We start from the raw sequence: 12,193 nt of genomic DNA on the forward strand, positions 1-12,193 counted from the left end.
GGCCGGGGCCGCCGAAGCCCACGTGCGGGTTGGGGTGGCGGGTGATGTCGAAGGCGTCGGGATCGGTGAAGACGCTCTCGTCGCGGTTGGAGACCCAGGCCGAGACCGGCGACGATCAGGTCGGCGTCCATCCGGTACCCGGCCGAGGCGAGGTCCAGCGGCCACTGGCTGATGCGCACGTAGCCGACGACTGCCAGCGCCAGCCCGATCACCGTCACCACGCGCTCACCGTACCGGCGGGACGCCAGGCCGCCCACCAGAGCGGCCACGGAGAGCGCGACCAGGAAGCGCGACAGCACCAGGGCGCCGTCCAGGGTGTCCAGGCGCAGCAGGGTCTGGGCCGACAACTGCACGTCGACCAGGGTGACCAGCAGCGCGGCGCCGGTCAGGAAGCTCACCCCGAGCGTGGCGAAGAACGGGCCGCGCAGCACCCCCGCCATGTCGATCAACCGGGTTCTGGCGCGCATCTCCCACACGACGAACACGGCGCCGGACACGACCCCGCCGACGATCGCCGGCAGGCCCCAGGGCGGGAGGACCGCTCCGCTCGGGTCGGGGTTGTAGAGACCGGCCACGAGCAGGCCGAGCGCGAGCGCCAGCAGCAGCCCGCCGACCACGTCGACGCGGCTGCCGCCGGTGCCGGTCCGGTCACGGCCGGGTGGCGGCACCGACCGCTGTACGGCGACCGCGGCCAGGGCCACCAGCGGGATGTTCAGCCAGAAGATCGACCGCCAGCCACCGAGTTGCACGCCGCCGAGCTGGAGGGTGGACGGGACCAGGGCGGCGAGGGCCGCGCCGTACAGGGGGCCCAGCACGCTGCCGAGTTCCTGGGCCGACCCCACGGCGCCGAGCGCCACCGGACGCTCGTCCTCATCCCACAGATCCCCGATCAGAGCCATGGTGATGGGCAGCAGCGCGCCGCCCGCGACCCCCTGCAGGGCCCGTCCGGCGACCAGCCAGGGCACCGTCTCACCCAGCGCGGTGATCACCGAGCCCGCCGCGAAGCCCGCCAGGCAGAGCTGGATGAGCGGGCGCCTGCCGTACCGGTCGGAGAGCTGGCCGAGCAGCGGCATGGCCGCGATGTAGCCGAGCAGGAAGCCGGTGACGATCGGGGTGGCCCGCTCCATGTGGTTGAGCGGGACGTCGACGTCCTTGGCGATGTCGATGAGGACCGTGACCACGACGTACGCGTCCAGCGCCGCCAGCAGCACCGCGGTGCCGCCGACGCCGAGAGCGGCCCGTCGCCGGGCCAGCCGGCCGCCGTCCTCCGGGACGGCGCGGGTCACCATCACTGGGCCGGAGCGGTGACCTGGACCGGCACGTCGTAGTCGCTGAAGACCACGATCACCTTGCCGCCGGTCAGTGGCAGATCCGCCTTGAGCAGGCGGCTGGTGGCCTTGTCGATCCAGAGCGTGCCGTCGACGCTCTGCGCGAGGCCGGGCACCATCGTGGCGAGCACCTGCTGGGAGAGCGTCGCCGAGACCCGGTAGGAGTCGACGCCGTTCACCTTCTCGGCCGCCTGGGTCTTCGGGTCCAGCGCGTTGCTCAGCAGCTGTACGACGCCCTTCTCCGGGTTGAGGATGGCGGACGGGTCGTAGATCGCCGCCAGCTGGCTCCGCGACATCTTCTGGAAGCCTCCGGTCACCCCTTTGAAGTGGACGGTCTCCCCGATCAGCACGAAGCTGATCTCCTGAAGGCTGCCCGCCACGTCGATCTGGATGGTGCCGTCCGCGTCGCCGGTTCCGCTGAGGCGGCCGGAGGCCTTCTTGACCGGCACCGCGGGAGCGCCCTCGGTCTCCATGGAGAAGGTCGCCGACTTCACGGCACGTGTCGCCTCCGCGGACTTCTTGACCAGTTCGGCTCCGCTGGGAAGGGCTGCCGTGGCGTCGGAGGCGTCGCCGCCGCTGCAGGCGGTGACCAGGGAGCACACGGTGAGCACCGCGGCGATGAAGATCCGGCGAGCAGACATGGGCGGATCGTAACGACAGCGCGGTCTACTAAGGGAGTACGGGCGGTATCGGTTTCGCGTCAGCGAATGTTTTTGAGGTGCTCCACCACCGGAGCGTAGGCGATTTCCAGCTCGATCAGCTGATCGTCGGTGAGCAGGTCGATGAAGTGCCGGCGCACGCCGGCCACGTGGTGCGGCGCGACCCTGTTGATGGTGTCCCAGCCGTGCTCGGTGAGGACGGCGAAGGTGCCGCGCCGGTCGTCGGCGCAGGTCTCCCTGGCGACCAGGCCGGCCTTCTCCATCCGGGAGATCTGGTGCGACAGCCGGCTGCGGGACTGGATCGTGGCGTCCGCCAGGTCGCTCATCCGCATGCGGTGACCGGAGGTCTCCGACAGGTTCACCAGGATCTCGTAGTCGTTCATCGAGAGCCCGTAGGGCTGGAGTTCGCGGTCGAGGCGGTGTTCGAGGAGTTTGTGCGCGGCGAGGTGGGCACGCCACGCCCGCTGCTCGACTGACGACAGCCAGCGAGGCGTCTCGTCGTTCACCGGTCGCTCACCACTCTCGTGCCCCGCGCCGGTGGCTCCGGCGACTTCGGCGGGTCCGCCTCCCGACCGACCACTCCGTTCGCCGGGCGAGGCCTGCTGCAGGGTCATGGATCAGAACCTACCTCAGAAGGCACCGATCACTCGTGGTAGGCGGTGTCAGCGCGGCCGGAGGGGGTTACCTCTCCGTCTTGCTCGGCGACGGTGCCGGGGATGATGTCGAGGACGGCTCGACGGTCTCGCCGTTCGGATCGGTGACCAGCTCCTCGGCGGCGCCCATGACCGTGGCCGCGTTCACCTTCCACCGGCCTCCCGTCTTGATCAGGCTCAGCTCCATGTACGTGCCGAGCATGCGCCGGGTCCCCGCCGTGCTCGTGACCTGGGAGTCGACCACCGTGATCGCCTTCGCCCTGCCCTCGCCGACCGCTGAGACGTAGACGCCGCGGATCGAGGCCGAAGAGCTCGCCCGCATCGTGGTGATCACGCCTTCGAGCGGGCTGAACGCCTCGTTGTAGGTCTTCTCGAAGTCCTCGCCGGAGATGGCGAAGACCCGGTCGCGGTAGGCCTGCAGGTCGGTGTGGTCGTAGGTCTGCAGGGCCACGGCGAACTCGCCCGCCCGGGTGGACACCGCTGCGCGGTCGGCCTTCTCCTGTGCCAGCCGGTCGGCGGCCATCCACTGGAGCACCGCGGTGGTCGCGGTCGCCGCGAACAGCATGGCCGCGACGGCACCGGCCAGCCTGCCCCGCCACGTGCTGAATCCGCTCTTCCGGCTACCCGCGGCCCTGTGCTCCCGCTCGGTCTCCGTGCTCGCCCCGGCGGGCGGTCCGGCCTCAGTTTCCTCATCGGCCTCCTGATCCTGGTCCGGAGCCGGGGGCGGGGCATCCTCGGCGGGGTCGCGCCGACGCTGTTCCGACGTGCGGGGGGTGGGGGTCAAGGGCTTACTCCTGTTCACGGCGGCGGGAGGCTCGGCCGACGGCGATCCAGCCGAGCACACCGCCGGAGATGGCGACCGCGGCGAAGATCGCAACGATGAGGGGGGTCATGTCCTGGGAGGACTCCGAGGTCCGGCCGGTGTCCGCGGCCGGTACCGGCTCCCGGCTCTCCTCAGGCGCCGGTGTCGCGTCGCCGGGTTCGGCGGTCGCTCCGTCCGCGGACTCGTCGTCGGCGTCTCCGTCGGCGTCTCCGCCGGCGTTCTCGTCGCCGGGAGCCTCCTCGTCCTTTCCGACCGCCACCTTGCTCGCGGGTCCCTTCGGGCAGGTGCGGAGCTTGGGGACCGTCGGGGGAGCCAGCGGATTGCGATACTCCCGCGCGGCCTTGGGGCCGCCGGGGACGCTGAAGATGAAGGCGGTCCTGCCGTACAGGCCGTCGGCCTGCCTGTCGCTCACGTCGGCGATCAGTGCCTGAGCGGTGGGTACGTTGCGGAGCAGGTGGTTGACGTTGTCGGGAGTACGGCCGCCGAACACCTTGCCGGGCTTGACGCCTCCGGCGGTCAGCAGACAGGACAGGCCGGGGCGTGCGGTGGTGAGCAGGGTGTTGACCTGCCGGAAGAAGCTCGGCCCGTGGTCGAGGGCGGCGTTCAGCTGCCTGCGGGACTCGCGGACCGCCCGGGTCACCGCGGCCAGGTCGTCCACCCCCTCGGACAGTTTCTCGCGCCTGTCCGCCAGGGTCCCGGTGAGCCGGGTGAGCTGCACCGACAACTCGTCCAGCACGTCGGTGTTCTCGGCGAGGGTCGCGGTGAGGTCGTGCGCGTTGTCGACGATCTCCCGGATCGAGGTCGTCCGCCCGTCCAGGCCGGTCGCCAGCTCCCCCACGATGGTCCGGGCGTCCTCGGCCGGCACCGCGTCGAGCAGCTTGCCGACGCCGTCGAACAGCTTCCGGTAGTCGAGCGGCACCGAGGTGCTGGCCAGCGGGATGGTGGCGCCCGCGGCCAGGGTGGCGCCCTCGCCGCCGGTTCCGCTCTTGGGCGGGGAGATCTCCACGTACGGCTCGCCGATGGCGGACTTGCGGCGCACCTCGGCGGTGACGTCCCGGGGCAGACGCACCCCGCGATCGATGCTCAGCGCGACAACGATCTTGCCGGGTGCCAGCTCCACGCCGCTGATCCGGCCGATCCGCACGCCGAGGTAGGCCACGTCGAAGCCCTCCACCAGGCCGGGGGAGGAGAGGAACTCGGCGTTGATCCGGTACGGCCGCTCGACGAGGTCCAGCTTGATGATGGTGGTGAACGCCCACACGGTCATCACGACGCCGAGCGCCGCGAAGAAGCCGAGGTTGATCCAGATGCGGTTCCTCATCGCGGCGGCCCCAGCAGCAGGCGGAAGTCGTCCACCGAGTTGGGCAGGCGGGGCCTGTCGCTCTTCTTCGGCTCGGGCAGCAGCAGCCCCTTGAGCCACACGGAGATCAGCAACTGGCCGTTCACCACGAGTGGTGGCTGGTCGAGGAAGCTCTGCACCCGGCCCACCAGCACCTTCAGGTCCTCCTTGCCGCGTACCGCCGAGGTGGAGACCGCGTCGAGCTCGCGCAGCAGGGTGCGCAGCCGGGCCTCGTGCCTGGGATAGATCGTGTCGTTGACCTCACGGGCCAGCGCGGTGAGCTCCCTGAGGGTCTTCTTGATGTGCCTGCGGCCGTGGTTCAGGCGGGCGGTGGCGTCGGCGAGCGTGCCGGGCAGCCGGTCCAGCTCCGCGGTGCCCTTGGCGAGTTCGTCGCCGAGCCTGGCCAGACCGTCGATGGTACGGGCCAGGTCCTCGCGGGACTCCGCGTAGGCGGTGGTGACCTCGGTGGTCTGCCGCAGGAGCCGGTTGAGGTCCTTGCCCTTGCCGCCGATCCCGGTCGCCGCCGCGTCCAGGACGGCGTTCACGTCCTGGGCGCCGAGCGCGTCGATGAGCGGCCCGGCCCGCTCGGTGACCTGCTCGATGTCGGGTTTGACGGAGGTCACGGCGATGGTCGAGCCGCTTCGCATGAACGGCCCCGTCGTCATGTCCCGCCCTTCGGGAAGATCCAGCTCGACGTAGTTCTCGCCGAGGATCGAGGTCTTGGCGACGATGGCGCTCGTCCCCTCGGGCACCTGGTTGCCGTCCTCGATGGACATGGTGACCTTCGCCCGGTAGCCCTCCAGCCGGATGTCGGTCACGCTGCCCACCCGTACGTCGGACACCTGAACGCTGTGTCCGGCCACCAGGCTCTGCACGTCGTCGAAGGTCGCGGTCAGGGTGAGCTCGCCGGCCGGCGCGCCCAGGGTCTGCAGGCTGCACGCCGCGCTCAGCCAGAGCACGGCCAGCCCGGCGACCGGGCGGGTCCGCCGCCACCACCGGCCCGCGATCTTCTGGCCCGCGCCCGCCGATGTCCCCGGTTGTGTCCCCGAGGGCGTCTCCGTCCGCTCCCGTACTCCCGTGCCCATCAGCGGCCCTTCCCGCTGCCCTGCCAGGGGCAGTTGCTCAGCTCTCCCGGCAGGCAGGGCACCTTGCCCAGGCCCATGGCCTCGAAGAGCGGGGTCAGCCAGGCCCGTGTCAGCGCGTTGAGCACCACACGGATCTTGAGCACGTGGTTCTTCCTGTCCCACGACAGGATCATGTTGTCCAGGAACTTCCTGGTGCCCTCGATGCCTTCGGCCACCGACTCGCTGTTGACCTTGAGGGTCAGCACCAGCTCGGCGAGGTTGGCCACCCCCTTGGGCAGCCGCTCCTGGTACGCCTCGATCAGCACGTCACCGCGCTGCACGAACTCCGCCAGGCCGGTGATGAAGCGTTTCATCCGCTGCCGCTCGTCGGCGAGGGTGGCGCCGGCCTCGGCGAAGGCGTCGATGGTGGTCTTCACCTGCTTCTCGCGCCTGTTGAGGTTGGTGGCGATCCGGTTGAGGCCCCTGGCCAGCTCGATCAGCTGCTCGTCCTGCCCGGCGAGGGTGCGGGTCAGCGAGGCGGCGTCGGCGAGCGCGCCGTTGATCTGCTTGCCCCGGCCTCTGACGGTGTCGGCCAGGTTGCCGGCCACATCGCCCATCTTGTCGGTGTCGAGGGCGTCGGTGAGCTTGGTGAACGCCTCCAGGGCGTCGTCGATCTCCACCGGCAGGTCGGTCCGCTCCAGTGGGATCACCGCATCGGGTGCGATCTTCGGCTTGCCGGGCGTCCAGGGCGGGTGGAGCACCACGTTCCGCTCGCCCAGCGTGTTCTGCGCGGCCACGATGGCGTTGACATCAGCGGGCAGCGGTATCCCCCCGTCGATCAGCAGATCCGCCCGGACCCTGTCGCCCTCGACGGTGAGTTTCTCCACGGTCCCCGCGTCCAGGCCCAGCACCTTGACCTTCGCCTGCTCGTACAGCGAGGGGGCCGCGCTGAAGTAGGCGGTCAGCCGGTAGGGGCCGGCCCCGCCCGGCAGCAGCGAACACCCCCCGGTGGAGGCCAGCAGCACTCCCGCGAGCAGCGCCGCGATCACCCTGCGCGCCGGGGACCGCGCCGCGGTGCGGGCGCGGTGCGGGCGGCTCGCTCCTTGCTGTACCGGTGCTGTCAACGGCTGTTCCTGTCCTTGCGGATGGCGGCCAGCACCTCGGGGTTGATCGGCCCCAGCCCGGTGGCGATGGCTTCTATCCACGGCCCGTGGCCGCCGGTCGTGGCGAGCCCGGAGAAGGTGGGGCCGACCCAGGCGAGCACCGAGTTGAGGTTCCCGCCGCTGGTGGAGTCGAGGCGGTTGCCGATGGCGGTCACGTCGTCGAGCACCGTGATCAGGTCCTTCTCGTGCCGGGTGACCAGGGTGGTGATGCTGTTGACCAGGTCGCTGCCGTCGCCGAGCAGCGACTTCAGCTCGTCGCGGCGGAGCCGCAGCTCGTTGAGCATGATCTCGATCGAGTCGATCAGGCGGCCGATCTGCGCGTCCTTCTTCTCCAGCACGTCCATGATCTTGTTGCCGTTGTCCAGCAGCCGCCGCAACTGAGGCTCGCTCTCGCTGATGATCTCCGACAGCTCGCCGATGTTGTCCAGCAGCTTGCTGACCCTGCCCTGGCGGGCGGGCTTGAGCTCCGCCAGCTCGGCCAGGAGCCTGTCGACGGAGTCGGTGTCGAGCCGCTGCACCAGCCGGGTGGCGTCCTTGAGCGCGTCGGTGACCAGCACGGGGGTGCTCGTCCGGGACATGGGGATCCGCCGCTGCTCCTCGGGCAACTCGTCCATGTACGGGCGGGTGACCGGCCCGGTGAGCCTGACGTAGCGCCCGCCCAGCAGGTTGGACAGGGCGATCTCGGCCCGGGTCTGCGGGCCGAGTCTGATCCCGTCGTCCACCCTCCAGGTCACCACGACGTGCCCCTGGGAGTAGTCGGCGCGGACCTCGGTGACCTTGCCGACCGTCACCCCCGCCACCCGGACGTCGTTGCCGGAACGCAGCCCGGCCGAGTCGGGCAGCACCGCCGACATCGGGTATCCCCCCTCCAGCAGCCCCAGGTTGCCGATGAGGAAGGTGACGACCAGCACGACGGTGAGGACCGTCATCGACACCAGGCCGACGACGGTCCTGTTGCGGTCGCGGAACGACTTGAGCGCCATCAGGACCCCACCAGAACCCGGCGCAGGTCACCGGTGTCGGACAGCTTGAAGGAGCCGCGCAGCGGCGGAGGGCTCTTCATCGGGTACGGGCAGGGCAGCGGGCCGAGCGCGAAGCAGGGCACGTACGCGGTGACGAAGTTGCCCTGGCCGGTCACCTGGAACGAGCGCCGCAGCGGCGGGGTGAGCGTGCCGAGGAGCCTTTCCACGCTGCCGATGTTGCGCCGGATGCCGCCGGTGAGCCGGGTCAGGTGGTCCACCACCCGGCCGAACTCCTGGGAGTTCGCGCCGAGCACCCGGTCGTTGACCCTGACCGTGGTGGACAGCTCCACCAGGGCGTCGTCGACCAGCTCGCGGTTGCGGGCGAACGCACCGGTCAGCGTGACCAGGTTGTCGACCAGCTGGGCTATCTGCCGGTCCCTGCGGGCGACGACGTCGGTCACCGTGGCGTAGTCCTCCAGCAGCCCCTGGATGACCTTCCTACGTTCGGCGATCGTGCCGGTCAGGTCGTCGAGGTTGTCGACCAGTTTGGGGATGTTCTCCTGGTTGCCGTCCAGCGCCTCGCCCGCCGCGGTGAGCAACTGGTTGATCTGCTCGGGGTCGAGGCTGCGGGTGAGCGGGCCCAGGTCGCTCACGAGCTCGCCGATGTCGACCACCGAACTCGTCCGCGCCACGCGGGCGCCGTCGCCGAGCATCTCCCCGGCGGTGCCCGGCTCCAGATAGACCACTCGCTGCCCGATCGTGTTGCGCCAGCGGATCGCGGCCGAGCTGTCGGAGGGAACCCGTACATCCGTCCGTACGCTGAGCGTGACCTCGGCCCGGCCCGCGACCACCTCGATCGTGTCGACCTGCCCGACGGGCGCACCCGCGATCTTCACCTGGTCTCCCTCGTGCAGCCCGGAGACGTCGTCGAAGGTGGCGACGAGGCTGTAGGAGTCGCCCACGTCGACCCTGGCGATCTGGCCGCCGATCAGGACGATCAGCGTGCCCGTCACCAGGAGGAAGAGCACGAACTTGCCCAGCGTCCAGCGGCGCCGAACCTGTTCCGCGGATCCGGCCACGCGCTCACCCGCCCTTCGAGGAGCCGCACGCGCCGACGAAGAGCTCGCACACGTCCGTCGAGATGAAGGTCTCCATCTTGATCTGGGCGGTGCCGTTCGGGCCCTGCCCCGAGGCCAGGTCGTTGAGTACGGCGAGCATCCGGTTCAGCCCTCGCACACCGTCTCCGGCGATGCCGAGCTGCGCGTACAGCAGGGAGGCGACGCGTTCCCCGGAGTTGACCGCGGCTTTGAGGTCGCGGCGGTGCTTGCGCAGGCCGTGCGCGGTCAGGTGGGAGACGTCGTCGAGTTCCTTGAGCAGGGCGCGTACCTTGTCGGCCCGCTTCAGCAGGTCGGGAGTGATCACATTGGCGTCCGCGGAGATGGCCACCAGCTCGTCGCCCTTGTCGGCCAGGGCCGCGCTGAGGTCCCCGGCGTCGCCGATGAACCGCTGGAAGTCGGCGCGGTGCCGGTGGGCCACCTCGATGACCCTTCCGGCGTCGCCGATGATCGCCCGCAGCTGCGGGCCCTTGCCGTCCAGGCCCCGGCCCAGGGTGTGCACGATGGTCGTGACGTCCTGCGGGTCGATCGCCTTCAGCCCCTCGTACGCGTCGGTGAGGGAGTCCGACAGGTCGGAGGGGGCCTCGGTCCTGGTGATGACCGCGCCGCTGAGCAGGTAGGGGCCGGAGGTCTCGCCGGAGCCGGGGACGAGGTTGACGAACTTGGGGCCGAAGACCGAGCTCGGCTCGATCGTGGCGGTGACGCTCTGGGGCACCCTGACTCCGGGGTCCACGTATATGGCGACCACGGCCCGGCCCTGCCGGTCCAGGGTGACCGAACCGACCCCGCCCACCGTGATGCCGCGGATCTTGACGGGGGAGTTGGGGTCCAGGCCCTGGCCCGAACGGGTGAACACCGCGGTCAGCCGGGTGCCGCTCACCTCGGACGCACCCCGCACCACCGCGGCGACGGACACGGCCAGGACCAGCAGCACGACGATCGAGATCGCCAGTCTGATCGGCAGCGCCACCTCGCCCCTGGCCGCCATCCGGCTCACCCCGTCAGCTTCAGGCTGCTGCCGCCACCCCAGAACAGGTAGGACAGCAGCAGGTTGAGGAGGATGACCGTGACGATCGACTGCCGGATCGCCCGCCCGGCCGCGATGCCCACGCCGACCGGGCCGCCGGTGGCGTTGAACCCGTGGTAGCAGTGGATGCTGACCACGGCGAACGCGAAGACGATCACCTTGACCACGCTGTAGAAGATGTCGATCACCGGCAGGCCGAGGTAGAAGTAGTAGTCGTAGACGCCCGGCGACATGCCGAACAGGACGGTGCACATCAGCCGGGTGGCGAAGAAGCTGGCGAACAGCGCGATCAGGTAGACCGGGATCAGCGCGATCAGCGCGGCCACCACGCGGGTGCAGATGAGGTAGGTGAACGCGTTGATGGCCATCACCTCCAGCGCGTCGATCTCCTCGGAGATCCGCATGGCACCGAGCTCGGCGGTGAAGGACGAGCCGACCTGGGCCGCGAGCGCGACCGCCGCGATGATCGGGGTGATCTCCCGCACGTTGGCGAAGCTGCCCACCAGCCCGATGAAGGACTCGGCTCCGATCGACTGCAGGCCCTGGTAGCCCTGGAGGCCGACGGTGGCACCGACCGCGAAGGCCATGGTGAACACCACGAAGACCATGCCGCCGCCGATGACCGTCGCACCGACGCCCACCACCACGTCGCTGACCTGGCGCAGGACGACCTTGGAGAACTTCAGCCGCAGGATGATGTCCCTGACCGAGTAGAAGACGACCTTCCACAGGAAGAGCGGCCAGTCCGACAGCGAGGCCAGCCGGTCCGCGCCGTCGCGGATCAGCCCGTACGCGCGAACCCCCGCGGTACGCACCTCCGGTACGACGGCCATCACATCGCCCTCGGCGGATAGGCGAGGAAGTAGATCATGGTGATCACGTAGTTGACCGCGAAGACCAGCATGAACGTGACGACCGTCGACTGGTTCACCGCGCGGCCCACGCCGACCGGGCTGGTCTGGCAGGTCATGCCGAAGTAGCACGACATGATGGCCGCGATGAAGCCGAAGATCCAGGCTTTGAGCAGCGTCACCAGCAGGTCGCTGGTGACCAGCAGCGAGACCGCGCCGTCGAAGTACGCGCCGGGCGTGACGCCCTGGACGATGACGTTGAAGAAGTAGCCGCCGCTCGCCCCGGCCACGATGACCAGCGGTACCAGCAGCACCGCCACCGTACTCGCCGCCCAGAGCCGGGGGGTGACCAGGCGGTGGATCGGGTTGACCGCCATCACCTCCATGGCGGCCAGCTCGTCGCGGATGTTGCGGGCGCCGATGTCGGAGGTCATGGCCGAGCCCCCGGCTCCGGCGATCAGCAGGGCGGAGGCCATCGGGGCGACCTCGCGGACCAGGCCGACGACCACCGCGCCGCCGGTGGCGGAGGAGGCGCCCAGCTGCCAGGCCAGCTGGCCCACCTGCAGGGCGACGGTCGCGCCCAGCGGGAGCGAGACCAGCAGCACGGGCAGGCTCGTGACGCGGGCCAGGAACCAGCACTGCTGGACGAACTCCCAGAACCAGGTCCTGACGTCCCAGGTGCGGCGGAAGCCCTCAAGGGCGATCACTGACATGTCGCCGACCCGGTCCAGCACGCCGGTCGTCCGGCGGACCAGGTAACCGGTGACCCTCGTCCGCCCGCCGACCGCCATCAACCCGCCGCCCGTTGAGCCATGACCACCTCGGAACTAGCGACTCCGACCATGGACCAGCCACGCTACTGACGGGTATTCCAGTAAGTCGATGCTTCCCAAGTAATTTGATGAAAAGGTATGACCCCCACCTTTTAACTTGTCAGCCCCTCACAAGGCCACCCACCCACGAGCCCCACGAGGCCGCTCACCTACAGGCCCCGTGAGGTCGTTTACCTACGGCCCCCGTGAGGCCGCGCCCCTACGCGCCCCACGGAAACCGCTTCACCTACGGGCCCCGTGAGGTCGTTTACCTACGGCCCCCCGTGAGGCCGCGCCGGCGACTGGACTGAGGAGAGGGTGGTCGTGAGGAACGAACGACCACCCTCGACGAGGGAAGGAGCCGGGTAAGAGCGGCCGAACCGCGACGCGCAGCGTC

At 70.0% G+C, this 12,193-nt stretch carries 11 protein-coding genes and 1 pseudogene; all 12 read right to left on the bottom strand.

From position 1 onward, the window contains the following. Positions 1-152 precede the first annotated feature (152 nt). A pseudogene (locus ABZ260_RS34585) lies at positions 153-1,289 on the bottom strand (MFS transporter); the annotation flags it as partial. Further along, a complete protein-coding gene (locus tag ABZ260_RS34590) occupies positions 1,289-1,969 on the bottom strand; it encodes an LppX_LprAFG lipoprotein (protein ID WP_350922572.1) in 681 nt (226 codons plus the stop codon). The gene ABZ260_RS34590 and the pseudogene ABZ260_RS34585, both read right to left, overlap by 1 nt. Positions 1,970-2,028: 59 nt before the next feature. Further along, entirely contained in the window at positions 2,029-2,601 is a 573-nt protein-coding gene (locus ABZ260_RS34595; protein WP_355626106.1) for a MarR family transcriptional regulator, read from the bottom strand. 67 nt (positions 2,602-2,668) lie between these two features. Continuing rightward, on the bottom strand, positions 2,669-3,424 hold the full coding sequence (locus ABZ260_RS34600; RefSeq protein ID WP_355626108.1) for a hypothetical protein: 756 nt from the start codon (positions 3,422-3,424) through the stop codon (positions 2,669-2,671). 4 nt (positions 3,425-3,428) lie between these two features. Further along, positions 3,429-4,784, bottom strand: coding sequence for an MCE family protein (locus tag ABZ260_RS34605; RefSeq protein ID WP_355626110.1), 1,356 nt, complete (start codon positions 4,782-4,784; stop codon positions 3,429-3,431). Next, the gene (locus ABZ260_RS34610; RefSeq protein WP_355626112.1) at positions 4,781-5,887 is read right to left on the bottom strand and encodes an MCE family protein; all 1,107 of its coding nucleotides are present in this window, start codon (positions 5,885-5,887) and stop codon (positions 4,781-4,783) included. Before ABZ260_RS34610 ends, ABZ260_RS34605 begins: the two co-directional genes overlap by 4 nt. Beyond that, positions 5,887-6,990: an MCE family protein gene (locus tag ABZ260_RS34615; protein ID WP_355626113.1), complete on the bottom strand. Its 1,104-nt coding sequence runs from the start codon at positions 6,988-6,990 to the stop codon at positions 5,887-5,889. Before ABZ260_RS34615 ends, ABZ260_RS34610 begins: the two co-directional genes overlap by 1 nt. Continuing rightward, the gene (locus ABZ260_RS34620; protein ID WP_355626115.1) at positions 6,987-8,012 is read right to left on the bottom strand and encodes an MlaD family protein; all 1,026 of its coding nucleotides are present in this window, start codon (positions 8,010-8,012) and stop codon (positions 6,987-6,989) included. The genes ABZ260_RS34615 and ABZ260_RS34620 overlap by 4 nt, the downstream gene beginning before the upstream one ends. Beyond that, positions 8,012-9,070, bottom strand: a complete 1,059-nt coding sequence (locus ABZ260_RS34625) for an MlaD family protein (protein WP_355626117.1) — start codon at positions 9,068-9,070, stop codon at positions 8,012-8,014. Before ABZ260_RS34625 ends, ABZ260_RS34620 begins: the two co-directional genes overlap by 1 nt. 4 nt (positions 9,071-9,074) lie before the next feature. Then, on the bottom strand, positions 9,075-10,094 hold the full coding sequence (locus ABZ260_RS34630; RefSeq protein ID WP_355626122.1) for an MCE family protein: 1,020 nt from the start codon (positions 10,092-10,094) through the stop codon (positions 9,075-9,077). A gap of 5 nt (positions 10,095-10,099) precedes the next feature. Next, positions 10,100-10,966: an ABC transporter permease gene (locus ABZ260_RS34635; protein ID WP_355626118.1), complete on the bottom strand. Its 867-nt coding sequence runs from the start codon at positions 10,964-10,966 to the stop codon at positions 10,100-10,102. After that, positions 10,966-11,775, bottom strand: a complete 810-nt coding sequence (locus tag ABZ260_RS34640; protein WP_355626120.1) for an ABC transporter permease — start codon at positions 11,773-11,775, stop codon at positions 10,966-10,968. Before ABZ260_RS34640 ends, ABZ260_RS34635 begins: the two co-directional genes overlap by 1 nt. Between the last annotated feature and the right edge of the window lie 418 nt (positions 11,776-12,193).

The organism is Streptosporangium sp. NPDC006013 (genome assembly GCF_040614275.1).
Taxonomy (GTDB): Bacteria; Actinomycetota; Actinomycetes; order Streptosporangiales; family Streptosporangiaceae; genus Streptosporangium.

What these genes read in the sequence shown, in the direction of transcription:
- ABZ260_RS34590 (WP_350922572.1), bottom strand. Translation starts at nt 1,969, where the DNA reads ATGTCTGCTCGCCGGATCTTCATCGCCGCGGTGCTCACCGTGTGCTCC.
- ABZ260_RS34595 (WP_355626106.1), bottom strand. Translation starts at nt 2,601, where the DNA reads ATGACCCTGCAGCAGGCCTCGCCCGGCGAACGGAGTGGTCGGTCGGGA.
- ABZ260_RS34605 (WP_355626110.1), bottom strand. Translation starts at nt 4,784, where the DNA reads ATGAGGAACCGCATCTGGATCAACCTCGGCTTCTTCGCGGCGCTCGGC.
- ABZ260_RS34610 (WP_355626112.1), bottom strand. Translation starts at nt 5,887, where the DNA reads ATGGGCACGGGAGTACGGGAGCGGACGGAGACGCCCTCGGGGACACAA.
- ABZ260_RS34620 (WP_355626115.1), bottom strand. Translation starts at nt 8,012, where the DNA reads ATGGCGCTCAAGTCGTTCCGCGACCGCAACAGGACCGTCGTCGGCCTG.
- ABZ260_RS34630 (WP_355626122.1), bottom strand. Translation starts at nt 10,094, where the DNA reads ATGGCGGCCAGGGGCGAGGTGGCGCTGCCGATCAGACTGGCGATCTCG.
- ABZ260_RS34635 (WP_355626118.1), bottom strand. Translation starts at nt 10,966, where the DNA reads ATGGCCGTCGTACCGGAGGTGCGTACCGCGGGGGTTCGCGCGTACGGG.
- ABZ260_RS34640 (WP_355626120.1), bottom strand. Translation starts at nt 11,775, where the DNA reads ATGGCGGTCGGCGGGCGGACGAGGGTCACCGGTTACCTGGTCCGCCGG.